Origin of the sequence: Streptomyces sp. NPDC048523 (genome assembly GCF_043199815.1) — a bacterium.
Classification (GTDB): domain Bacteria; phylum Actinomycetota; class Actinomycetes; order Streptomycetales; family Streptomycetaceae; genus Streptomyces.
This window is the reverse complement of sequence record NZ_JBICWQ010000001.1, coordinates 1,434,326-1,456,045: the sequence shown is the minus strand read 5'-3', so window position 1 is coordinate 1,456,045 and position 21,720 is coordinate 1,434,326. Positions and strand designations below refer to the sequence as shown.

20 protein-coding genes and 1 pseudogene are annotated in these 21,720 nt (G+C 72.7%); 16 read left to right on the top strand and 5 right to left on the bottom strand.

What is annotated here, in order from left to right; translation table 11 throughout:
• Positions 1 to 35: 35 nt before the first annotated feature.
• The 5 genes from ACGFWE_RS06655 (at position 36) to ACGFWE_RS06635 (ending at position 6,300) form a co-directional block, all read left to right on the top strand.
• Positions 36 to 572 carry a GNAT family N-acetyltransferase gene (locus ACGFWE_RS06655; protein ID WP_352381135.1) on the top strand — a complete coding sequence of 179 codons (537 nt, stop codon included), beginning with the start codon at positions 36 to 38 and terminating at the stop codon, positions 570 to 572.
• A gap of 7 nt (positions 573 to 579) precedes the next feature.
• Positions 580 to 2,070: an ABC transporter substrate-binding protein gene (locus ACGFWE_RS06650; RefSeq protein WP_393598357.1), complete on the top strand. Its 1,491-nt coding sequence runs from the start codon at positions 580 to 582 to the stop codon at positions 2,068 to 2,070.
• 3 nt (positions 2,071 to 2,073) lie between these two features.
• Positions 2,074 to 3,867 carry an ABC transporter permease subunit gene (locus tag ACGFWE_RS06645; protein ID WP_393598355.1) on the top strand — a complete coding sequence of 598 codons (1,794 nt, stop codon included), beginning with the start codon at positions 2,074 to 2,076 and terminating at the stop codon, positions 3,865 to 3,867.
• Positions 3,864 to 5,081, top strand: a complete 1,218-nt coding sequence (locus ACGFWE_RS06640; RefSeq protein ID WP_393598353.1) for an MDR family MFS transporter — start codon at positions 3,864 to 3,866, stop codon at positions 5,079 to 5,081. Before ACGFWE_RS06645 ends, ACGFWE_RS06640 begins: the two co-directional genes overlap by 4 nt.
• A gap of 769 nt (positions 5,082 to 5,850) precedes the next feature.
• Complete coding sequence (locus ACGFWE_RS06635) at positions 5,851 to 6,300, top strand: GNAT family N-acetyltransferase (protein WP_393598351.1); 450 nt, start codon at positions 5,851 to 5,853, stop codon at positions 6,298 to 6,300.
• A 19-nt stretch (positions 6,301 to 6,319) separates the two neighbouring features.
• Here ACGFWE_RS06635 and ACGFWE_RS06630 read toward each other — a convergent pair whose 3' ends face one another.
• Positions 6,320 to 7,117 (bottom strand): CDP-alcohol phosphatidyltransferase family protein, encoded by a 798-nt coding sequence (locus ACGFWE_RS06630; protein WP_352381127.1) that lies wholly within the window; start codon positions 7,115 to 7,117, stop codon positions 6,320 to 6,322.
• A 121-nt stretch (positions 7,118 to 7,238) separates the two neighbouring features.
• On the opposite strand from ACGFWE_RS06630, the gene ACGFWE_RS06625 reads away from it, so the two are divergent.
• From ACGFWE_RS06625 to ACGFWE_RS06605, 5 genes and pseudogenes are all read left to right on the top strand, one after another.
• Positions 7,239 to 8,219 carry a zinc-binding alcohol dehydrogenase gene (locus ACGFWE_RS06625; protein ID WP_393598349.1) on the top strand — a complete coding sequence of 327 codons (981 nt, stop codon included), beginning with the start codon at positions 7,239 to 7,241 and terminating at the stop codon, positions 8,217 to 8,219.
• A gap of 116 nt (positions 8,220 to 8,335) precedes the next feature.
• Positions 8,336 to 8,734 (top strand): 6-carboxytetrahydropterin synthase, encoded by a 399-nt coding sequence (locus ACGFWE_RS06620; RefSeq protein WP_352381124.1) that lies wholly within the window; start codon positions 8,336 to 8,338, stop codon positions 8,732 to 8,734.
• 5 nt (positions 8,735 to 8,739) lie between these two features.
• On the top strand, positions 8,740 to 9,915 hold the full coding sequence (locus tag ACGFWE_RS06615) for a glycosyltransferase family 4 protein (RefSeq protein ID WP_393598952.1): 1,176 nt from the start codon (positions 8,740 to 8,742) through the stop codon (positions 9,913 to 9,915).
• Positions 9,912 to 10,919, top strand: coding sequence for a class I SAM-dependent methyltransferase (locus ACGFWE_RS06610; protein ID WP_393598348.1), 1,008 nt, complete (start codon positions 9,912 to 9,914; stop codon positions 10,917 to 10,919). The genes ACGFWE_RS06615 and ACGFWE_RS06610 overlap by 4 nt, the downstream gene beginning before the upstream one ends.
• A pseudogene (locus ACGFWE_RS06605) lies at positions 10,916 to 12,040 on the top strand (YbhN family protein); the annotation flags it as partial. The gene ACGFWE_RS06610 and the pseudogene ACGFWE_RS06605, both read left to right, overlap by 4 nt.
• Positions 12,041 to 12,153: 113 nt before the next feature.
• Here the strand turns inward: ACGFWE_RS06605 and ACGFWE_RS06600 are convergent.
• Entirely contained in the window at positions 12,154 to 12,915 is a 762-nt protein-coding gene (locus ACGFWE_RS06600) for a creatininase family protein (RefSeq protein ID WP_352381119.1), read from the bottom strand.
• Positions 12,916 to 12,953: 38 nt separating this feature from the next.
• Between ACGFWE_RS06600 and ribA the strand changes: the two genes are divergently transcribed.
• The 4 genes from ribA to ACGFWE_RS06580 all read left to right on the top strand — a co-directional run bounded on the left by ribA (position 12,954) and on the right by ACGFWE_RS06580 (position 17,058).
• On the top strand, positions 12,954 to 13,613 hold the full coding sequence (ribA, locus tag ACGFWE_RS06595) for a GTP cyclohydrolase II (RefSeq protein ID WP_352381117.1): 660 nt from the start codon (positions 12,954 to 12,956) through the stop codon (positions 13,611 to 13,613).
• 88 nt (positions 13,614 to 13,701) lie between these two features.
• Positions 13,702 to 14,850 (top strand): NAD(P)/FAD-dependent oxidoreductase, encoded by a 1,149-nt coding sequence (locus ACGFWE_RS06590; RefSeq protein ID WP_393598950.1) that lies wholly within the window; start codon positions 13,702 to 13,704, stop codon positions 14,848 to 14,850.
• Positions 14,847 to 15,911 carry a saccharopine dehydrogenase gene (locus tag ACGFWE_RS06585; protein ID WP_393598347.1) on the top strand — a complete coding sequence of 355 codons (1,065 nt, stop codon included), beginning with the start codon at positions 14,847 to 14,849 and terminating at the stop codon, positions 15,909 to 15,911. Before ACGFWE_RS06590 ends, ACGFWE_RS06585 begins: the two co-directional genes overlap by 4 nt.
• Positions 15,904 to 17,058 carry a saccharopine dehydrogenase family protein gene (locus ACGFWE_RS06580; protein WP_393598346.1) on the top strand — a complete coding sequence of 385 codons (1,155 nt, stop codon included), beginning with the start codon at positions 15,904 to 15,906 and terminating at the stop codon, positions 17,056 to 17,058. The genes ACGFWE_RS06585 and ACGFWE_RS06580 overlap by 8 nt, the downstream gene beginning before the upstream one ends.
• A gap of 4 nt (positions 17,059 to 17,062) precedes the next feature.
• Here the strand turns inward: ACGFWE_RS06580 and ACGFWE_RS06575 are convergent, their stop codons facing one another.
• A complete protein-coding gene (locus ACGFWE_RS06575) occupies positions 17,063 to 18,289 on the bottom strand; it encodes a serine hydrolase domain-containing protein (protein WP_393598344.1) in 1,227 nt (408 codons plus the stop codon).
• A 158-nt stretch (positions 18,290 to 18,447) separates the two neighbouring features.
• Here ACGFWE_RS06575 and ACGFWE_RS06570 point away from each other — a divergent pair, with 158 nt between their 5' ends.
• Entirely contained in the window at positions 18,448 to 18,897 is a 450-nt protein-coding gene (locus ACGFWE_RS06570; RefSeq protein ID WP_352381109.1) for a PPOX class F420-dependent oxidoreductase, read from the top strand.
• A 174-nt stretch (positions 18,898 to 19,071) separates the two neighbouring features.
• On the top strand, positions 19,072 to 19,482 hold the full coding sequence (locus ACGFWE_RS06565) for a VOC family protein (RefSeq protein WP_352381108.1): 411 nt from the start codon (positions 19,072 to 19,074) through the stop codon (positions 19,480 to 19,482).
• A gap of 6 nt (positions 19,483 to 19,488) precedes the next feature.
• Here the strand turns inward: ACGFWE_RS06565 and ACGFWE_RS06560 are convergent, their stop codons facing one another.
• Together ACGFWE_RS06560 and ACGFWE_RS06555 are read right to left on the bottom strand one after the other, a co-directional pair.
• Entirely contained in the window at positions 19,489 to 20,829 is a 1,341-nt protein-coding gene (locus ACGFWE_RS06560) for an MFS transporter (protein ID WP_393598341.1), read from the bottom strand.
• A 127-nt stretch (positions 20,830 to 20,956) separates the two neighbouring features.
• Positions 20,957 to 21,622: a TetR/AcrR family transcriptional regulator gene (locus ACGFWE_RS06555; RefSeq protein ID WP_352381104.1), complete on the bottom strand. Its 666-nt coding sequence runs from the start codon at positions 21,620 to 21,622 to the stop codon at positions 20,957 to 20,959.
• Positions 21,623 to 21,720: the final 98 nt, after the last annotated feature.

Here is a 21,720-nt window from a genome sequence, read left to right as displayed (position 1 = left end):
ATCAAGCTGGAAGGCTTAATGCATATGATGTGCAAGTGCGTGACTACAGCATCAGGGTGGCCGGCCCCGACGACCTCGAAGGTGCGCGAGCCGTGATGCTCGACACCGTCTACCGCGACTTCGGAACCGGGTACGTGCCCCGCTGGCACGGCGACATCATCGACCCGGCCGCCGCCTACCTCGTCCCGGCCCGCCACACCCTCTTCGTCGCCCTCGACCCGGACGACCGGGCCGTCGTGGCGACCGCCGCCCTCGACTCCCGCGGCCCCGCCCACCCGCCGAACCCGCGCGAGCTGGCCGAGCGCTACCCCTCGGGCGAGACCGCGCAACTGCGCCGGATCTACGTCCGCCCCGAGCACCGCAGGCGCGGCCTCGCCCGCCGCCTGGTCGACGAGTTGCTCGCCTTCGCGGCCGCGGACGGCGGCTACCGCTCCGTCTATCTGCACACCGACCCGGCGGTCCCGGGTGCCGAACCCTTCTGGCGCTCGATCGGCAAAGTCGTGCACGACGAGCGCGAGACCACGGGCGGCGCGAGCAGCGTCGTCCACTTCGAGATACCGATGGGGCGATAGGACAACCATGCGACGCCGTCACCTGCTTGGCTCCCTGCTGCTCACTCCCGTCCTCACCGCCTGCTTCGCCTCGGGAGGCTCCGAAGGCGGCGACCCCGGACGCGACGCCGACGGCTCCCGTCTCCGCGTCGCCCTCGCCTTCCCGCCCGCCGAGAACCTCTCGCCGTACGGCGCCGACGCCACCCTCCTCAGCCGCCTCGGCGTCACCAAGGGCCTGACCGCCCTCGACGCCAACGGCGCCGCCGCGCCCGCGCTCGCCGAGTCCTGGCGCCGCGAGAACGACCGCACCTGGCTGTTCACCCTGCGCGAGGCCACCTTCCAGGACGGTTCCGCGCTCACCCCGGCCACGGTCGCCGCCGCCCTCACCCACGCCACCGAGGCCAAGCCCGCCCCGGCCGCCCTCTCCGGCGTCGCGCTGACGGCCAAGGCGGCGGGGGACGCCGTACGCATCACCACGAAGACCGCCGACCCCGTCCTGCCGCTCAGGCTGTCCAGCCCCGGCCTCGCCGTGTTCGCCGCGAAGGCATACGGCAAGGACGGCCGCGTCGATCCGGTCGGCACCGCCTCCGGCCCCTTCGAACTGACCAAGGTCAACGGCTCCACCTCCGCCACCCTCGACCGCTTCGACGACTACTGGGGCGGCCGCGCCCAGGCCTCCGGCGTCGACGCCCGCTTCATCGCCGACGGCACCGCCCGCGCCAACGCCGTACGCACCAGGCAGGTCGACATCGCCGAGGCGATCCCCGTCGCCCAGGCCGCCTCCCTCGACAGGGCCACCCTCAAGGAGACCGCAACCACCCGCACCACCAGCCTGCAACTCAACACGCAGGCGGGCCCGTTCAAGAATCCGAGGCTGCGCGCCGCCGTCCGCGAGGCCGTCGACAGCTCCGCCGTCGTCAAGGGCGTCTTCGAGGGGTACGCCGACCCCGGCGCCGGCATCTACGGACCGGCCGTGACCTGGGCCGAGGGCAAGCGGGTACCGCCCACCGGACGTGCGAGCGCGGCCGAGCCGAACGGCACCACCGTCACCCTCGCCACCTATGACAACCGGCCCGAGCTCCCCGAGGCGGCGCAGGTCCTCCAACAGCAGCTCCAGAAGGCCGGGTTCAAGGTCACTCTGGTGGTGCGCGAGTACTCGCGGCTCGAAAGCGACGCGCTGGCCGGGAAGTTCGACGCGTTCGTGGGCGCCCGCAACAGCCTCGTCGACACCGGCGACCCGGTCGGCGTCCTCGCGAGCGACTACACCTGCGACGGCGGTTACAACCTCGCCCGGCTGTGCGACAGGAAGGTCGACCGGGCGGTCGCCGAGGCCGACACCGTGGCCGACACCGGTGAGCGGCAGGACGCGGCCATGCGCGCCGAAGCGGCGATCCTCGGCACCGACGCCGTGGTCCCGCTGGCCCACCAGGGCATCATCGTCGGCGTCGCCACCGACGTCCGGGGCGTGCTCCTCGACCCGTACGAGCGGACCCTGGTCGGCCCCGGAACGCGACGCTGATCCATGGGGCACCGCGTGGCCACCCTGCTGTGGCGTGTCCTGCTCGCGGCGGCCCTCGTGTGCGGGATCGGCCTGCTGCCGTGGCTGTCCCGCACCGACCCGGCGCTCACCGTCCTCAAGGCGCGTTCCGCGGACCGCGACCCGACACCACGGGTCCTGGCCGACATCCGGGCCCAACTCGGCCTGGACGAAGGCCCCTTGCATCTGCTCGGCCAATGGCTCGGCGGACTGCCCCGCGGGGACGCCGGCCGGTCCTGGCTGAACGGCACACCGGTCACCCCGACCATCGCCCAGGCACTCGGGGTGACGCTGCTGCTGGTGACGGTGGCGCTCGTGATCGCCGCCGTCACCGCCGCCCTGGTGTGCGCCCGCACGCTCCGGCTCGGCGCGCACCGGCGCCTCGACGGGCGCCGGGCCGGGGGCGGCGCCTCGGCCATGCTCGCCGCGCTGCCCGAGTTCCTCACCGCCTCCGTGCTCGCCACCGTCGTCGGCGTACAGCTCGGCTGGCTGCCCGCCCTCGGCTGGTACGGCCCCCAGTGGACGATCCTGCCCGCCCTCGCCCTCGGCCTGCCCGCCGGGGCCGTGCTCGGCCGCCTCCTCGACGACCTGCTGCCCGGCGCCTTCGCCGAACCCTGGGCGCTGGCCGCCGACGCCCGCGGACTGCCGGGCCGTACCGTCGCCGCCAAGGCGGTCCGCCGCTGCGTCCCCGCCCTGCTGCCCAACCTGGGCCTGTTCGTCGTGGGCCTCACGGCCGGCTCCGTCGCCGTGGAGCAGATCTACGACATCCCGGGCCTCGGCCGCACCACCCTCCAGGCCGCCCTCGCACAGGACCTGCCCGTACTCCAGGCCGGCACCCTCGCCCTGCTGCTCCTCGCGGTCACCGCCACCGGCCTCGCGGCACTCGGCGTCCGCCTCCTGGCCGGCCCGGCCCTGCGCGACGGCGCCCTGGACTCCCTGCACCGCCCGCGACGGCCCACCCGCAGCACCCTCCCTCTCGTGTACGGCGGCTTCCTGACCGCCGTCATCGCGCTCGGTCTGCTCCGCGACCCGCTCGCCCTGGACACCGGGGCCCGGCTCCAACCTCCCTCCTGGGCCCACCCGTTCGGCACCGACGCACTCGGCCGGGACCTGCTCGCCCGGGTCGGACACGGGGCCCTCGACACCCTGCTGACCGCCCTCACCATCAGCGTCACCGCCCTGGTCGTCGGCGTCCTGCTCGGACTGCTGCCCCGGCTGTCCGGGCCGCTCGTCGACACCGTCAACGCCGTACCGCCGGTGCTCGCCGCGCTGCTCGTGACCGCGGTCGCCGGGAGCGGCGCCGCCACGCCCGCGATCGCCGTGGCCACCGTCTCCTGGGCGGCGCTCGCCGCGCACACCTCCGCACTGCTCCGGCAGGAACACGCCAGCCCGCATCTGACGGCCACCCGAGCTCTGGGTGCGAGCCGCTGGTACCTGCTGCGGCACGAACTGCTGCCCGCGATCCTCCCGCCCGTCACCCGGCACGCCCTGCTGCGCCTGCCCGGCGTCGCGCTGGCCCTCGCCTCACTCGGCTTCCTCGGCCTCGGCACCCAGCCGCCGTCCCCGGAGTGGGGCCTGCTCCTGGCCGAGAACCAGCCCTACGCAGAACGCGCCCCCTGGGCCGTCCTCGCCCCCGCCGCCGCACTCGCCCTGCTGGGCGCGCTCGCGGTGAGCGCGGCGGGCGGGGTGCGGTGGCCGCGCCGGCGCACAGGTCGTCGTACGGCCAAGGAGGGGGCTGAACTGGCCTCGCCTGCTCGAGAGTTGGTGAAGGCCGGATGACGACGTCCACGCCGGTCGATCCGCCGAGGACCACCGCCCGCCTCTCACCTCTGCTGCGGCTGCTGATCCTCACCCAACTCGCCTTCAACATCGGCTTCTTCGCCGTGCTGCCCTTCCTGTCCGAACACCTGGGACACACCGTCGGGATGGCGGGCTGGCTGGTCGGATTCGTGCTGGGGCTCCGGACCTTCAGCCAGCAGGGGCTGTTCGTGGTGGGAGGGGCGCTCGCCGACCGGTACGGGATCCGGCCGGTCGTCCTCGCCGGATGTGCGCTGCGGATCGCCGGGTTCGCCTGGCTCGGGTATGCCGAACGGACGGGGGCGGTCATCGGGGCCGTTCTGCTCATCGGGTTCGCCGCCGCGCTGTTCTCGCCGGCGGTGGAGTCCGAGGTCGCCCGGCAGGCCGTCGTCCATGAGGAAGCGGGAGGTCAACGCACCCGCGTGCTGGCGCTGTTCACCGTCGCCGGACAGGCCGGTGCCTTCGTCGGGCCGTTGCTGGGCGCGCTGTTGCTGTCGGTGGACTTCCGCAGGGTGTGTCTGGCGGGTGCAGGGGTCTTCGTACTCGTCCTCGCCGGGCACGCGTGGATGTTGCCGCAGCACATCCCGGGGCGGCGGCGGGTACGGCTGGGGGGCGGGTTGGGGGTGCTGCTCCGCAACCGGCGCTTTCTCGCGCTGTGCTGTGCGTACGGCGCCTACCTGCTCGCTTACAACCAGCTCTACCTCGCCCTGCCCGACGAGGTGGAGCGCGCGACGGGTTCGCAGTCGGCGCTGGCCTGGTTGTTCGCGCTGTCCGCACTGCTGGTGGTGACCGCCCAGCTCCCCGTGACCCGCTGGGCCGGCTCCCGGCTGTCGCTGCGCCGCTCGATGGTGGCCGGACTGCTGCTGATCGGGGCCGGGTTCGCGGTCGTGGCGATGTCCCGCCCCGCCGACTGGACCGGTACGGCGGGTTTGTTGCCCTCGGCCGGATTCGTCGTCCTGCTCACCCTCGGGCAGATGCTCGTCGCCCCCGTGGCCCGGGCCTGGGTCCCCGACCTCGCGGAGGAAGGCCGACTCGGCCTCTACACCGGGGCGCTCTCCTCGGTCTCGGGGCTGATCGTCCTGGCCGGCAGCTCCGTCACCGGCTCCCTCCTGGACGCCGGACTGCCGGCCGCGGTGCCGTGGCTGGTGCTGGCCGCGGTACCGGTGGCGGCGGTCGGGTTGTTGCCGCGGCGGTAGAACGAACGGGTCGGGGGGCGAAGGCAGTCCGGTTCCGGCCGGCCGTGCGGCTCTGCGGGCGCCGGTACGGGCACAGACCGAGGACCGGCGCTGTGGAGGGGCGGGCGGTCGTCCTTCGAGGCTCAGCCGTACGTCTCCACTGCTGACGACGTATGTCCAGGACGCGGCGCATGAGGGCCAGGCGCTGCGGCCCGGGCAGGGACTCTTCGGAGGGCACAGCCGCTGGGCGGGTCAGGATGGCGTGGGTGGGAGGGGCGAAGAGTCGAGCCAGGGCCGCGTGGGTGGGCTGAGGTGCCGGGCCCGGACTGCGTCGAAGGGCTCAGTGCCGGCAACGAACTCGCCAGGTGGTTCAGGCGGCCGGGCCAGAAACCCGCAGGACAGCGCTGTGGTCGGGCTGGGAACCCGCCGGGCCGTTCTGTGGTCAGGCGGGGATTGTGCCGGGCAGTTCTGTGGTCGGGCGGGGATTGTGCCGGGCCGTTCTGTGGCTGGGCCAGGATCGTGCCGGGCCGTTCTGTGGTCAGGCCAGGAATTCGCCGGACAGCTCAGTGGCCGAGTCTGGATCTCACCGGGCGGCCCAGGCCGGCCGGACCACGAACCCGCCGGACGCCACCGGCCTTTGCGTCACGATCCGCCGAACGGCTCAGGCCCTGGCGGATCGGATCTGCCATAGCGCTCAGGCCCCCGGCAGATCGGACCTGCCGTAGCGCTCGGGGACGCGGCGGATCGGATCTGTCGTAGCCCTCAGGGGTGCGGCGATAGGGTCCACCCCATGGAGACTCAGGACATCCGGGTGGAGATCGCCCGGGAGGCGGACCAGGAGCTTGTCGACGCCTTCGCGCGGATGCTGCCGCAACTGTCCTCCGCGGCCGAGGCCCTCGACCTCGCCGCGCTCGGCCGGATTCTGGCCTGTGACGCCAACACCATGCTGATCGCCAGGTCGGCGGCAGGGGCGGTCGTGGGCACGCTCACCCTGGTCATGTTCCCCGCGCCCGCGGGACTGCGGGCCCGTATCGAGGACGTGATCGTCGACCACGCGGCCCGCGGCCAGGGCATCGCGGGACTCCTGATCAGGGAGGCCATCCGGCTCGCCCGGGAGGCCGGGGCCCGTACCGTCGACCTCACCTCCCGCCCGGACCGGGCGGCGGCCAACCGGCTCTACGAGCGGCAGGGCTTCCGGCAGCGGGAGTCGATGGTGTACCGGGTGCCGCTCACAGGCTGACCTTCGAGCCGGCAGGGCCTCAGGAGGCCACCGCCTCCGGCTCCAGCTCCCGCTCCACCGCCACGAACTCCAGCTCCAGCAGTTCGCCCACCGCCGCCTGGTCCGCCCGGTGCGTGCGCCACAGCCACAGGACGTCCCGGCCGAACGACCAGACCAGCGTCCCCAGAGCGATGGCCGTGACCCCGAAGGTCGCCGTATAGGGCAAGTACCCGGACGCCGCCACCAGCAGCAGGATCCCCTGCAGCGCGGCCACCGTCTTGCGGGCCATGCTCGGCGGCAGCGGGGCGTTGAGCCAGTTCCAGACGCGGGCCGCGGCGACGAAGCCGTAGCGCATGGCGCCGATCAGCAGCACCCACGGTCCCTGCGACATCGACACGTACACGCTGAGCACCAGGATCAGGAACGCGTCGACCTCCATGTCGAACCGCGCGCCCAGCGGCGTCGAGGTCCCCGTCGCGCGGGCCACTTTGCCGTCGACGCCGTCGAGGATCAGGGCCACCGCCGTCAGGCCGACGAAGAGGGTGACCGGCGGGGAGTCCTGGAAGGAGTCCGCGACCAGGGCGGTCACTCCGCCGACCAGGGTCGCCCGGCCCAGAGTCACCCGGTTCGCCGGACCGAAGGACCGCGGCCGGGTGCGGTGCAGCGCCCTGGAGAGCACGGCCCAGGTGGCGACGGCGAAGGCGAGGCCGGTCAGCCAGCCCGCCGGCCCCATGCCTATCGCCGTGCCGAGCAGGGCCAGCAACAGGATCTGCAGACCCGCTCCCACAGCGGTCTCCTGCTGGACCAGCCTTGCTTCGTAAGTGTTGTTCAGGGCCACCGCACATTCCTCCGGCCAGATGACAGAGTCGATCAAGGCCGCGTACTGTGCGCGGCCTGTGCACATCTCGGGTACGTGACGAGGTACGTGCACGGGTTGCCGATCGTTCAGGAGGTTCTCGATGAAGGCCGCCGCACGCGCGTTCTGGCTCCGCTCCCCGGGTGAGGGCGAGATACGGGAGACCACCCTCGCGGCCCCCGGTGCGGACGAGGTGCTGGTCCGCTCCCTGTACTCGGGAGTCAGCCGGGGCACGGAGACACTCGTGTTCCGCGGCGGAGTGCCCGAGAGCCAGCACGCGGCCATGCGGGCACCGTTCCAGGAGGGCGACTTTCCCGCCCCCGTGAAGTACGGCTACCTCAGCGTGGGCCTGGTGGAGGAGGGGCCCGCCGCGCTCAAGGGCAGGACCGTCTTCTGTCTGTACCCGCATCAGACGCGGTACGTGGTTCCCGCGAGCGCCGTCACGGTCGTACCGGACGACGTGCCCGCCCGACGGGCCGTCCTCGCCGGCACGGTCGAGACCGCCGTGAACGCCCTCTGGGACGCCGCCCCCCTCGTCGGTGACCGGATCGCCGTGGTCGGCGGCGGCATGGTCGGCAGCTCGGTGGCCGCGCTGCTCGCCCGCTTTCCGGGCGTCCGCGTCCAGTTGGTGGACGCCGACCCCGCCCGCGCCAAGACCGCCGAGGCGCTCGGCGTCGGCTTCGCGTCCCCCGAGGACGCCCTCGGCGACTGCGACCTCGTCGTCCACGCCAGCGCCACCGAACAGGGCCTGGCTCGCTCGCTGGAGCTCCTCAGCGCCGAAGGCACGGTCGTCGAGCTGAGCTGGTACGGCGACCGCCGGGTCAGCCTGCCGCTCGGGGAGGCCTTCCACTCCCGGCGTCTCGTCATCCGCAGCAGTCAGGTGGGCACCGTCTCCCCGGCCCGCGGCAACCGCAGTTACGGCGACCGGCTCGCCCTCGCGCTGAAGCTGCTCGCCGACCGGGCGCTCGACGCCCTCATCACGGGGGAAAGCGCGTTCGAAGAACTGCCGGAGGTGATGCCGAAGCTCGCCCGTGGGGAAATTCCGGCCCTCTGTCATCTCGTGAGCTACGGCAAGAGCGCCTGACCTGAGAAAAGAGTGAGATACGGCTGAACACGGGGAAGCGGGGAGCCGTACTACACGGCATCCCCCGGCAGGGATCAGCCGGAGGACCAGACGCGCCGCACCTGGAGGGTCGTCCGTTGTTCAGCATCACCGTCCGCGATCACATCATGATCGCCCACAGCTTCCGCGGCGAGGTCTTCGGCCCCGCGCAGCGTCTGCACGGAGCGACGTTCCTGGTGGACGCCACATTCCGACGCGAGCAGCTGGACGACGACAACATCGTCGTCGACATCGGACTCGCCACGCAGGAACTGGGCGCCGTAGTCAGCGAGCTGAACTACAGAAACCTCGACAACGAGCCCGACTTCGCCGGAGTCAACACCTCCACGGAGTTCCTGGCGAAGGTCATCGCGGACCGGCTCGCCGAGCGCATCGAGAAGGGCGCTCTCGGCGAGGGCGCCCGGGGCCTGGCGGGCCTGTCCGTCACCCTGCACGAGTCCCATGTCGCCTGGGCGAGTTACGAGCGTGCCCTGTGACCGACATGACCACCGGGCGGGCGGGCACGCTGGACTACGTGCCCGTGCAGCACGCCGCCCTCAAGAAGGCCGAGATCATCCCGATGTCCCTGCGGTCCGTGCACTTCGTGATGCCGGGCGGTGTCGACGACCCGACCGCGCCGAGCGGCGGCAACGCCTACGACCGCCGGGTCTGCCTGGACCTGCCCGGCTTCGGCTGGCAGGTCGAGCGGCACGCGGTGGCCGGCAGCTGGCCCCGGCCGGGAGCGGCGGCCCGTACCGAACTGGCCCGTACCCTGCGGGACCTGCCCGACGGCACCGTCGTCCTCCTCGACGGCCTGGTGGCCTGCGGCGTCCCGGAGATCGTCGTCCCCGAGGCGGAGCGGCTGCAGCTCGCCGTCCTCGTCCACCTGCCGCTCGGCGACGAGACCGGCCTCGAACCCGGGCTCGCCCTCGAACTCGACGCCAAGGAGCGCGAGGTACTGCGGGCCGTGCCCGCCGTCATCGCCACCAGTGACTGGGCCGTACGCCGGCTCGTCTCGCACCACGGCCTCGCCCCCGAGCGGGTCCACGTCGCCACCCCGGGCGCCGACATCGCGCCCCTCGCCTCCGGCACCGACGGCCTCTCCCGGCTGCTGTGCGTGGCCGCGGTGACGCCCCGCAAGGGACAGCACCGGCTGATCGAGGCCCTGGCCGGCGCGCAGGACCTGCCGTGGAGCTGCGTCTGCGTCGGCGGGATCACCCAGGACCCCGAGTACGTCGCACACCTGCGGATGCTCATCAAGAAGTACGGCCTCCAGGACCGCCTGCACCTCGCGGGACCGCAGGCCGGCGCCGAACTCGACGCCAGCTACGCCGCCGCCGACCTGATGGTCCTCACCTCCTACGCCGAGACCTACGGCATGGCGGTCACCGAGGCCCTCGCGCGCGGCATCCCGGTGCTGGCGACCGACGTCGGCGGACTGCCGGAGGCCCTCGGACGCGCTCCCGACGGCGGGGTGCCCGGCATCCTCGTCCCGCCGGAGGACCCCGCCGCCCTCGCCGTCGAACTGCGCGGCTGGTTCGGCGAGGCGGACGTACGACGCAGGCTCAAGGCGGCTGCCCGGGGCCGGCGGGCCGCCCTGGACGGCTGGGCGACCACGGCCCGCAGCCTGGCCGGAGTACTCGGCCGACTCCCGAGCGAGCCCAGGAGGGCGGCATGAGGAAGACGGCGATCCAGCAGAGCGGGACGATCCCGGCCCAGCCGGGACCTCGGGAGGTGGCGTCCGTGCAGCCCGGTGTGTCCTCCGACGCGGACTCGGTCATCCCCGGTGCCGGGCCCAGCACCCGCCCCGGCGAGCGTCCGACCGTGCGCCTCAGGGACGCCGGGCCCGACGACGGTCCCCGCTACGCCCCCGAGTGGCTGGAGCTGCGGGAGGGGCCCGACGCGGCCGCGCGGGCCGGTGACCTGCTCGACCCGTTGCGGATCCGGCTGGCCAACCTGCCCGGCAAGGCGGGGCTGGTCATCCACGACCTGGGCTGCGGCACCGGCTCGATGGGCCGCTGGCTGGCGCCCCGCCTGGACGGCCCCCAGCACTGGATCCTGCACGACCGGGACCCCTACCTCCTGCACTTCGCGGCCGTGGCCTCCCCGCGCTCCGCCGCCGACGGCAGCCGGGTCACCGTCGAGACCCGCCGCGGTGACGTCGGCCTGCTCACCCCGGACGCCCTCGCCGGCGCCTCCCTGGTGACGGCCTCCGCGCTGCTGGACGTCCTCACCCGCGAGGAGATCGGCACCCTCGCCGCCGCCTGCACGGGCGCCGGCATCCCGGCCCTGCTCACGCTCTCCGTGGCCGGACGGGTCGAACTCAGCCCGTCCGACCCGCTGGACGAGGAGATCGCCGACGCGTTCAACGCCCACCAGCGGCGCGGCGGACTGCTCGGCCCGGACGCCGTCACCGTCGCCTGCGAGGCGTTCTCCGACCGGGGCGCGACGGTACGGCTGCACCCCAGCGCCTGGCGTCTGGGCCCCGACGAGTCCGCGCTCACCGCACAGTGGCTGCGCGGCTGGGTCGGCGCGGCCGTCGAGGAGCGCCCCGAACTGAAGGAACGCGCCGAGCGCTACCTCCGGGACCGCCTGGAGGCCTGCAACGCCGGCGAGTTGAAGGTGGTCGTCCACCACAGCGACCTGCTGGCGCTGTCCCGGCCCACGGGCGGAGCGTCATGAGCGTGGAGACGGTGCGGCCCAGCCTGCCGGTGCGGCGGCCCGCGGAACCGGTCGAGTCGTCGTCCCTCTCCGCCCGGGCCCGCACGCTGCGGGCAGAGATCGTCCAGACCCGGGACGAGGTGCTCACGGCGCGGGCCGACGCCCTCGTGGCCCGGGCCCGGATCCTCGAGGCGGCCGGAGAGTCCGTCACGGACCTGACCGCCGCCGCCGTCTCCGCGGACCGCATCGGTGTGATCGTGACCGAGGTGCGGCCCCGGTCCGCCCAGGCCCCACGGTGGCGTACCGCACCGCGCGCGGTCCTCAACTCCCGTGCCCTGCGCACCCACTTCGGCACCGTCGCCGGCGTCACCATCCTCGCCCTCCTGCTGTGGCGCCTCGGCACCGGCGTGTTCCTGGACGGGCTGCGCCGGATCGACGGACCCGCCGTGCTGGCGGCGCTCGCGATCGGCGTGCTGACCACCGTGTTCAGCGCCTGGCGCTGGCAGTTGGTGGCCCGTGGGCTGCGCATCCGGCTGCCGCTCCGCGAGGCCGTGGCCGACTACTACAGGGCCCTGTTCCTGAACGCCGCCCTGCCCGGCGGTGTCCTCGGCGACGTGCACCGCGCGGTGCGGCACGGGCAGAGCGCCGGCGACATGGGCCGCGGGGTGCGGGCGGTCGTCCTCGAACGGGTCGCCGGGCAGATCGCGTTGGCGGTCGTCGGCGGTGCCGTGCTGTTCACCATGGAGTCCCCGGTGCTGGCCGAGGCCCGCCACCTCGCCCCCGTCGTCGGCCTCGCCGCCCTCGGTGCGCTCGCCGTCGTCGTGGCCCTGCGGATGAACCGGGCCCCCTCCACCCGCCGGGGCCGGGCCCTGCGCAAGACCCTCGGCGAGGCACGCGAGGCACTGCTGTCCCGCCGCAACTGGCCCGGTGTCGCGCTCTCCTCGGCCGTCGTCCTCGGCGGCCACCTCGGGATGTTCGTGCTCGCCGCCCGCATCGCGGGCTCCGGTGCCTCCGTCGCCGTACTGCTGCCGCTGGCCGTGCTCGCCCTGCTCGCCATGGGACTGCCCCTGAACATCGGCGGGTTCGGCCCCCGGGAGGGCGTCACCGCCTGGGCGTTCGCCGCCATGGGCCTCGGCGCGGGCGCCGGCCTCGCGACCGCGATCGTGTACGGCGTCCTCAGCTTCGTGGCGAGCCTGCCGGGCGCGGTCGTCCTGGTCGTCCGCTGGTACCAGGGACTGCGACGCCCGGCCAGGCCCTACTCGGCGTCGGCCGCGGTCAGCATCGAGAAATACGTCCCGAAGGAGGCCGCGAGGCTCTCCAGCAAGGCTTTCCCTTTTTCCGCCGAGCCCAGCGAAGGGCGCCCGATGACACCGGAATCGGTGTAACCGGACATGCCGAGGGTGAGGAGATGACGACGGTCGTCCGCGACGAAATCGGAGGTCTCGTAACCGGGGCGGAGACATTCCGGGTGCGCGTGCAGAAGAATGGAGGTCTCGATTTCTCCCGCATGCATGTCGGTGAGCAACGAGGTGACCACACCCGCCTCTTCACGAGCCGCCTCCCAGTCCTCCGCGGCCGGGAACAGCGCCATCCGCTCCCCGCGGGCGGAAGCCTCCTGGACGACATTGCCCAGCACGTAGTTCCCCCCGTGCCCGTTGACCACGACCAGGGCCTCGACGCCCGAGCGGCGCAGCGAGGCCGCGATGTCCCGAACCACCGAGTGAAGGGTGACGGCGGAGATGCTGACGGTCCCCGGCCAGGCCGCGTGCTCGTGCGAGCAGGAGATCGTCACCGGGGGAAGGAGGTGCACCGGGTACGCCGCGGCGATCTCCCGCGCCACGGCACAGGCGACGAGGGTGTCGGTCGCCAGCGGAAGGTACGCACCGTGCTGTTCGAAGCTTCCGACCGGAAGGACGGCGACCTGTGTTGAGACGCCCGCCCCCCGCGTCCGTACGTCTTCCGTAGTGTCCGTCGGCACCAGACCGTGCGCCGCCGACCCTATTCCCGAACCGCTCATCTTTTCACGGCCTTTCGTCTCTGCTTAGGAAACAGATCATGACAGATAAAGTTGGCGTCCTCGGCAAGAAGGCACCACAGCGCACCGGCGTGGAACGCGTGGTGAATGCCCCGCTGCCCACCGTGTACGGGAAATTCCAGGCGGTCGGTTACCTCGATCACGACCGCGGTGACGAACAAGTCGCCCTGGTCCATGGAGACATCGGATCGGAAGACGTCCTCGTGCGGTTGCATTCCGAGTGCCTGACCGGTGACGCGTTCGGCTCCCAGCACTGCGAGTGCGGCGACCAGCTGGATGCCGCGCTGCGCGCCGTGGTCAAGGCGGGCAGCGGCATCGTCGTCTATCTGCGGGGCCACGAGGGCCGGGGTATCGGACTGCTCGCCAAACTGCGCGCGATGGCGCTGCAGGCGGAGGGCCTGGACACCGTCGAGGCGAACCTCGCGCTCGGCCTGCCGGTGGACTCCCGCGACTACGGCGTCGCCGCCGGGATCTTCCACGACCTGGGCGTGAACTCGGTCCGCCTGATGTCCAACAACCCGCGCAAGCGCGAGGCGCTGCAACGGCACGGCATCAAGGTCTCCGAGACGGTGCCGCTGCTCATCACACCGTGCGAGAGCAACATCACCTATCTGCGTACCAAGCGGGAGCGGATGGACCACCACCTGCCCCACCTGGACGCGGTGGCCCACCTGTCCTGACCGTCGGGCGGGGTTCCGGGAGGGCGGATCCGGACAGGAAGAGGGAATGAGTGACGACGTCCTCTTCCTCTCCGGAGAGCAGGTGCCGATGAGCACGCGTACGGCCGAGGTCGTCGTCATCGGTGGCGGTGTCATGGGCACGAGCATCGCCCGCCATCTGGCACGCGCGGGCGTGACGGACGTGGTGCTCGTCGAGCGGGACGAGCTCGCCTCCGGCTCCACCTCGAAGGCGGCGGGCGGGGTGCGGGCGCAGTTCTCCGACGAGCTCAACATCCGGCTGGGGGCGCGCAGCCTGGAGGCGTTCGGGCGGTTCGCCACCGAGACCGGGCAGGACATCGGGCTGCACCGGGTCGGCTATCTCTTCCTGCTGTCGACGCCGAAGGAGGTGGCCTCCTTCGAGGAGAGCGTGCGGCTGCAGAACTCCCTCGGCGTCCCGAGCCGCATGATCGACCCGGCCGAGGCGCGCGGGCTCTCCCCGCTCATCACCACCGACGGACTGCTCGCCGCCGCCTTCTCGCCCGACGACGGCCACTGCACCCCCGAGTCCGTCGTCCAGGGCTACGCGGCCGACGCCCGCCGGCACGGCGTCACCATCCTGCGGCACACCGAGGTCACCGGCATCGACCTGCGCGGCGACGACATCACGGCCGTCACGACCACCAGGGGCCGGATCGCCACCGGCACGGTCGTCTGCGCGGCCGGCGCCTGGTCGCGGGCCATCGGCGCGATGGCCGGCGTGGACCTGCCGGTCGAGCCGCTGCGCCGCCAGATCGCGGTCACCGAACCGGTCCCGGGGCTGCCGCCCGACCTCCCCATGACCATCGACTTCACCACCAGCCTCTACTTCCACGGCGAGGGCCCCGGCCTCCTCCTCGGCATGTCCGACCCCGACGAGAGCCCCGGCTTCGACACCACCACCCACGACCGCTGGATCCCCCGCCTGGCCGAGGGCATGCGGCACCGCGCCCCCGCCCTCCTCGACCTGCGCCGCACCGGCGGCTGGGCCGGCCTGTACGAGGTCACCCCGGACCACAACGCCCTCATCGGCGAGGCCACTTCGGTCTCCCGCTTCCTGTACGCGACCGGCTTCTCCGGCCACGGATTCCTCCAGGGGCCGGCCGTCGGCGAGGTCGTCCGCGACCTGTACCTCGGCCGCGTACCCTTCGTGGACATCAGCCCGCTCAGCGCCGGCCGGTTCGCGGCCGACGCCCCGCGCCCGGAGGCCAACCGCGTATGACCGAGCTCCATCTGTGGCTGCGCCACGAGGTCCGCTCCACCGAGCGACGCACACCCGTAGTGCCGTCCGACGCCCGGCGCCTCGTCGACAGCGGCGTGACGCTGACCGTCGAGGAGTCCCCGCAGCGGATCTTCCCGATCGAGCAGTACGAGGCGGCGGGCTGCGGTGTCGCGCCCGCGGGTTCGTGGGCCACCCGGGCGCCGCGGGACGCCGTGATCCTCGGTCTGAAGGAACTCCCCGACGAGCCGGCCGCCCTGCCGCACCGGCACGTCTTCTTCGGGCACGCCTACAAGGGGCAGCCGGGCGCCCCGGAACTGCTGCGCCGGTTCGCCGCCGGGGGAGGGGCCCTCCTCGACCTGGAGTACCTGGTCGACGACCGCGGCCGCAGGCTCGCCGCCTTCGGGTACTGGGCCGGCTACCTGGGCGCGGCCCTGGCCGTGCTCCAGCACCGGGGCAGGCTGTCCGCGCCCCTCACGCCCACCTCGCGGGAGGAACTGGAGGAGGTGCTGCGGCCCGTCGCCGGGGACGAGGAGTTCACGGCGCTGGTGATCGGGGCGCTGGGCCGCAGTGGGCAGGGCGCCCGCGTCGCGCTCCGCGCCGCCGGGGTCGAGCCGACCTGCTGGGACCTCGAGGAGACCCGCGACCTGGACCGCGCGGCCCTGCTCGCCCACGACGTGCTGGTCAACTGCGTCCTCGCCACCACCCCCGTCCCGCCCTTCGTCCGCGAGGCGGACCTGGACGACCCGGCCCGTCGGCTGCGCACCCTCTCCGACGTCACCTGCGACGTCGGCTCGCCCCTGAACGTCCTGCCGGTCTACGACCGCGTCACCGAGTGGGCCGAGCCGGTCCGCCGACTGCACAAGGAGCCCCCGCTCGACCTGATCGCCATCGACAACCTGCCGTCCCTGCTCCCGGAGGAGTCGAGCGTCGGCTTCTCGGAGTCCCTGCTGCCCCTGCTGCCGGCGTTCGGGGCAGGCGGCCCCTGGGGGCGCTGTCTGGACCGGTTCCACCAGGCGTGCCGTGAACTCGGCATCGAGGAAGGGGAGTTCCGCCGTGGCTGACCTGGTTCCCGCGACCGGCACCGTCCACTGGATCGGCGCCGGACTCTCCACCGGCAGCGGTCTGGCCGCCCTGTGCGACACGGCCGACCGCGTGCTGCTGTGGCACCGCTCCGAGGAGCGGGCGGAAGAGGCCCTCGAAGGACGGGGACTCAACGGACGGGCCGCGCCGCGCGCCTACACGCTGTCCGCGCTCGCGGCCGAACTGGCGCCCGGGGACGTCGTGGTGTCGATGCTGCCCGCCCCCGAGCACGCCGGGATCCTCGCGGCCTGTGTCCGGGAGCACGCTCACTTCGCCTGCTCCAGCTATGTGTCCGACGCCGTCCTCGAACAGGTCCCGCAGGCGCACGAGGCCGGGATCGTCGTCCTCACCGAGGCAGGCCTCGACCCGGGCATCGACCACCTCTTCGCGCACAGCCTCGTCGCCCGGGCCCGCGAGGCCATCGGCGACACGACACCGGCGTCGTACGGTCTCACCTCCTACTGCGGTGGTGTGCCCGCCGTCCCGAACGACTTCAGGTACCGCTTCAGCTGGGCCCCCGCCGGAGTCCTGAACGCCCTGCGCTCGCCCGCCCGTTACCTCGACCACGGCACCCCGGTCACCGCCGAACGGCCCTGGGAGGCGACCCGGCGCCATGTCGTGGACGGCGAGACCTTCGAGGTCTACCCCAACCGCGACAGCGTCCCCTTCGTCGAGCAGTACGGCCTGCCCGCCGCCTGGACCCCGCGGACCTTCGTGCGCGGGACCCTGCGTCTGGACGGCTGGCTGCGGGCCTGGGAGCCGGTCTTCGAGGAGCTGAAGGCCGGGGACGACACCCGGATCGCCGCCCTGGCCCAGGAACTGGCGGCCAGGTACCCGACCACGGACGCCGACCGCGACCGGGTCGTCCTCGCCGTCTCGCTCGACGTGCGCGCGGTGGACGGCCGTACCTGGTCCGGCGGCTATCTGCTCGACCTGGTGGGTGACGACGAGGACAGCGCCATGGCCCGCTGCGTCTCCCGGACCCTCGCCCTGGGCGTCGGCCACATCCTGGACGGCTCCCTCCCGGCAGGCCTGAACCGGGCCGCCGAGACCGCGGCCCGCTCCGAGAAGTGGCTGGGTGAACTCGCCCGCAGCGGCGTGCACTTCACCCTGCGGGTCGATCAGTAGACGCCTAGGACACGACCGCCTCGTGGACCAGCCGCTTGAGATCGGGGAAGAGCTTCAGCGATTTCGGTCGCACCTGGGTGAAGAACTGCACGGTCAGATCGCGGCCCGGGTCGACCCAGAAGGTCGTGGACGCCGCCCCGCTCCACCCGAAGGAACCGAGGCCGCAGGGGGCCACGGTGCGGGTGGGGTCGATCACCACGGAGACGCCGAGGCCGAAGCCGACGCCGTCGTTGCCGGGCTCGTCGTGGGCCGGTTTGGTGCCGAACGTGCGCAGGTCGGCGCCGCCCGGCAGGTGGTTGGAGGTCATCAGGTCCACCGTGTCGGCGGACAGCAGACGGGTGCCGTCCAGTTCGCCGCGGCGCCGCAGCAGTTCCGCGAAACGGTGGACGTCGTACGCCGACGCCACCATGCCGCCGCTGCCGGACAGCAGACGGGGGCGGCCCCGCAGCGGCAGTCCGGGGACCGGCTCGATGGTGCCGTCGTCCTTCTCGCCGTACAACTCCGAGAGCCTGGGGGCCTGTTCTTCCGTCACCCAGAAGCCGGCGTCGGGCATCCCGAGGGGGCCGAAGACCCGCTCGGCGAGGAAGGCGTCCAGGGTCTGGCCGGACGCGATCTCGATGACCCGGCCCAGGACGTTGGAGGCGACCGAGTAGTTCCACTGGGTGCCCGGCTCGAACTGGAGCGGCAGGCTCGCGTACACGGCGACCGTCTCGGCGAGGTCCGAGCCCGGCAGCACGGACGACTCCAGTCCGGCCTCGCGGTACAGGGCGTCGACCGGGTGGGAGTGGTAGAAGGCGAAGGTCAGACCCGCGGTGTGGGTCATCAGGTGCCGGACCAGGATCGGGCCGTCCGCCGGACGGGTCGTGAGGCTGTCGCCGGAGCCGTCGACGTAGACCCGGGGCCGCGCGAACGCCGGCAGGTACTCGGCGACCGGGTCGTCCAGCGACAGCCGGCCCTCCTCCACCAGGATCAAAGCGGCCACCGCGGTGACCGGCTTCGTCATCGAGTAGATCCGCCACAGGGTGTCGGCCTCGACGGGCAGGTCGGCCGCGAGGTCGCGTCGGCCGTGCGTGCCGAGGTGGGCGACGCGTCCGCCGCGGGCGACGGACACCAGGAAGCCGGGGATCCGGCCCTCGTCGACGTAGTGGGCGAAGTGCTGGTCGAGGCGGTCCAGCGCCTTCGCGTCCAGCCCCACCTCACCGGGATCCACCTCTTGCCGAAGCTGTGCCATCGCTCTCCTCCGTCGCGTCCTTCGAGGTGCGGACCGACATACCCCGCCCGGACCACCTCAGACATCATCGTCGCTCAGAAAACCGCGACGAGCGGCGGGTCGGCCGGGATCCGGCGGTCGCGGGAATGCCGGCCACGGGCGGGCCGGTTGATCGTGTCATGACCGATGACGCGACGCAGGACGCACTGCTCAGGCTGCTCTCCGAGAGCCACGGCGGGGTGCTGATCACCCTCAAACGCGACGGAAGGCCCCAGCTGTCGAACGTCACCCACGCCTACTACCCCGACGAGCGGATCATCCGGATCTCCCTCACCGACGACCGCGCCAAGACCCGCAATCTGCGCCGGGATCCCCGTGCCTCGTACCACGTGACGACGCCGGACCGGTGGGCGTACACGGTCGCCGAGGGCACGGCCGACCTCACCCCCGTGGCGGCGGACCCGCACGACGACACGGTCGAGGAGCTCGTCCGCCTGTACCGGGACGTCCAGGGCGAACATCCCGACTGGGACGACTACCGGGCGGCGATGGTCCGGGACCGGCGGCTGGTGCTGCGGTTGCGGGTGGAGCGGGCGTACGGGATTCCCTCAGGAACGCTGGGCGGCTGACCGCCGGCCGGGCACGGCGTGCCGCCCGGAAGGCGTGGGCCGCCGCCACCATCGCGAACACCGGCACGAGCAGCGGCCCGCCGGTCCTACGACCCCGGGCGCAGGCCGGATGGCCGATGCGCCGGGAGCCGGCGGCTGCCTAGGCTGACCGGGACACCGAGGGAAGAGGTCAGCATGCCCGTCGACGGCCGCAGCCACGTCCGTATCGCCCGTCCCTCCCGGGACCTGGCCGCCGCCGAGCGGTTCTGGGTCGAGGGGCTCGGGCTGGGGGTCGTATGGCGTGCCGAGGGCGGCCCCGAACCCGGTGAGCACGACCTCCTGATGCTCGGCCGGCCGGACGCCGGCTGGCATCTGGAGCTGGTCCACGAGCAGGGCCACCCCGTAGAACCCCGCCCCACCGAGGAGGACCTGCTGGTGATCTACGTCGACGGTCCGGTGCCGGAGGACCTCGTCGCCCGCCTGGAGAGCCACGGCGGCAAGCAGGTGCGGTCGCCCAACCCGTACTGGAACGAGTGGGGGGTCACGGTGGAGGACCCGGACGGGTACCGGCTCGTGCTGTGCACCCGGGGCTGGTCGAACAGGTAGGCCCGGTCAGGCCGTCACCGTCTCCGGGCGGGGCGCCTCCCGCGGTGCGCGGGTGCCGAGCGCCTCCGTGGGGACCTTGTGGGTCTCGCGGGCCGTCAGCACGGCGATCACCGGCGGGACGCACAGGGCCGCGGTGAACAGGGCCACCGAGGACCAGTCGGTGCCGTCGGGGCCCGCGATCCGCGCCGCGAAGGTGACCGCGAAACCGGCCACCGCGAAACCGATCTGGGTGCCGATCGCCATGCCCGACAGCCGGACCCGGGTGGAGAACATCTCGCCGTAGAAGGACGGCCAGACACCGTTCGCGGCGCTGTAGACGACACCGAAGGCCACGATGCCGAGCAGCAGCGTCAGCGGGTAGTTGCCCGTGGAGATCGCCCACAGGTAGAGGAACATCGTCACCGCGCTGCCCGCCGCGCCGATCAGGAAGACCGGCCGCCGCCCGATGTGGTCCGACAGCGTGGCCCACAGCGGGATCGCGGCGAGCGCGACGAGGTTGGCCAGCGCGCCCACCCACAGCATCGAGGAACGGCTCATCCCGACCGCGTCGCTCGTCGCGTACGCCAGCGCCCACACCGTGAAGATCGTGGAGACCGAGGCGATCAGCGCGCCCCCGATCACCCGCAGCACGTCCGCCCAGTGCTCCCGCAGCAGCACCATCAGCGGCAGCTTCGGGGTGCCCTCCAAGGCGGCCAGCTGCTCGAACGCCGGGGTCTCGGCCAGTCGGCGGCGGATCACGAAGCCGACCACGGCGACCGCCACGCTCAGCCAGAACGGCACCCGCCAGCCCCAGGACAGCAACTGGTCCTGGGGCAGCGCGGCGACGGGCAGAAAGACCAGGGTGGCGAGCAGCTGCCCGCCCTGGGTGCCGCTGAGCGTGAAGCTCGTGAAGAAGCCCCGCCGCTGCGCCGGCGCGTGTTCCAGGCTCATGGAGTTGGCGCTGGCCTGCTCGCCGGCCGCCGAGATGCCCTGCAGGACCCGGCACAGCACCAGCAGGACCGGGGCGAGGGTGCCGACCTGGTGGCGGGTGGGCAGACAGCCGATGAGGAACGTCGACAGGCCCATCAGGATCAGCGTGAAGACCATGATCTTCTTACGGCCGACCCGGTCGCCGAAGTGGCCGAGGAAGAGCGCGCCGACCGGCCGGGCCGCGTAGGCGACACCGAACGTGGCCAGCGACAGCAGGGTCGCGGTGGCCGGGTCGGACTCGTCGAAGAACACCTTGGGGAAGATCAGGGCTGCGGCGCTGCCGTAGATGAAGAAGTCGTAGTACTCCAGGGCGCTGCCGATCCAGGCGGCGGTGGCGGCCTTTTTCGGTTGCCCGACGGCTTCGGCGGGGACGGACACGGCGGTGCTCCATTCGGGGGAGTCCGGGGAGCTACCCAGTTAATTAACCCACTGGGTAGTTAGTAGCGGTTGCCCACGGATGTTGCGCTCGCCGGTCCCGGGTGTCAAGGGGTCCGGCCGTGCCGCCTCAGCGGCCGGACCGTTCCGCCGTCAGGTAGGCGATCACCATGTCGCCGAGCATGGCCCGGTAGTGCTCGCGCTGCTCCGGCGCGACCAGATCGCGGCCGAACAGGGCGCCGAAGGTGTGCCGGTTGGCGACCCGGAAGAAGCAGAACGAACTGATCATCGCGTGCAGGTCGACCGCGTCCACGTCGGCCGTGAACAGGCCCGACTCCTGCCCCGAGGCCAGGATGCGGCGGATCACGTCGAGCGCGGGCGAGCCGATCTTCCCCAGCTTCTCGGAGGCGGCGATGTGCTCGGCCCCGTGGATGTTCTCGATGCTGACCAGACGGATGAAGTCCGGGTGCTGCTCGTGGTGGTCGAAGGTCACCTCGGCCAGGCGCCGGATCGCCGCGACCGGGTCCAGGTGCTCGACGTCCAGCTCCTGCTCGGCCTCGCGGATCACGCCGTACGCCCGCTCCAGGACGGCCGTGAACAGCTGCTCCTTGCCGCCGAAGTAGTAGTAGATCATCCGCTTGGTGGTGCGGGTGCGGGCGGCGATCTCGTCCACGCGGGCGCCGTCGTAGCCGGCCCGCGCGAACTCCTGGGTCGCCACGTCGAGGATCTCGGCCTGGGTGCGGGCGGCGTCGCGGATCCGCCCGTTCGGTCGTGCCGGTTCGTCGACGCTGGTCATCGGGTTCCTTCGGGAGAGCGGCCGGTGCCGCAGATTCTAGAAGGCGCCGCCCGGCTCTTCCCCGGCGGCGGCCCGGCTGATATAGCTAACGTACTGGT

Excerpts from the sequence above, each read along its gene's own strand:
- ACGFWE_RS06600 (WP_352381119.1), bottom strand. The coding sequence starts at position 12,915 with ATGAGCGGTTCGGGAATAGGGTCGGCGGCGCACGGTCTGGTGCCGACG.
- ACGFWE_RS06565 (WP_352381108.1), top strand. The coding sequence starts at position 19,072 with ATGCCCGTCGACGGCCGCAGCCACGTCCGTATCGCCCGTCCCTCCCGG.
- ribA (WP_352381117.1), top strand. The coding sequence starts at position 12,954 with ATGACAGATAAAGTTGGCGTCCTCGGCAAGAAGGCACCACAGCGCACC.
- ACGFWE_RS06640 (WP_393598353.1), top strand. The coding sequence starts at position 3,864 with ATGACGACGTCCACGCCGGTCGATCCGCCGAGGACCACCGCCCGCCTC.
- ACGFWE_RS06650 (WP_393598357.1), top strand. The coding sequence starts at position 580 with ATGCGACGCCGTCACCTGCTTGGCTCCCTGCTGCTCACTCCCGTCCTC.
- ACGFWE_RS06590 (WP_393598950.1), top strand. The coding sequence starts at position 13,702 with ATGAGCACGCGTACGGCCGAGGTCGTCGTCATCGGTGGCGGTGTCATG.
- ACGFWE_RS06615 (WP_393598952.1), top strand. The coding sequence starts at position 8,740 with ATGACCACCGGGCGGGCGGGCACGCTGGACTACGTGCCCGTGCAGCAC.
- ACGFWE_RS06625 (WP_393598349.1), top strand. The coding sequence starts at position 7,239 with ATGAAGGCCGCCGCACGCGCGTTCTGGCTCCGCTCCCCGGGTGAGGGC.
- ACGFWE_RS06555 (WP_352381104.1), bottom strand. The coding sequence starts at position 21,622 with ATGACCAGCGTCGACGAACCGGCACGACCGAACGGGCGGATCCGCGAC.
- ACGFWE_RS06645 (WP_393598355.1), top strand. The coding sequence starts at position 2,074 with ATGGGGCACCGCGTGGCCACCCTGCTGTGGCGTGTCCTGCTCGCGGCG.
- ACGFWE_RS06585 (WP_393598347.1), top strand. The coding sequence starts at position 14,847 with ATGACCGAGCTCCATCTGTGGCTGCGCCACGAGGTCCGCTCCACCGAG.
- ACGFWE_RS06575 (WP_393598344.1), bottom strand. The coding sequence starts at position 18,289 with ATGGCACAGCTTCGGCAAGAGGTGGATCCCGGTGAGGTGGGGCTGGAC.
- ACGFWE_RS06570 (WP_352381109.1), top strand. The coding sequence starts at position 18,448 with ATGACCGATGACGCGACGCAGGACGCACTGCTCAGGCTGCTCTCCGAG.
- ACGFWE_RS06635 (WP_393598351.1), top strand. The coding sequence starts at position 5,851 with ATGGAGACTCAGGACATCCGGGTGGAGATCGCCCGGGAGGCGGACCAG.
- ACGFWE_RS06610 (WP_393598348.1), top strand. The coding sequence starts at position 9,912 with ATGAGGAAGACGGCGATCCAGCAGAGCGGGACGATCCCGGCCCAGCCG.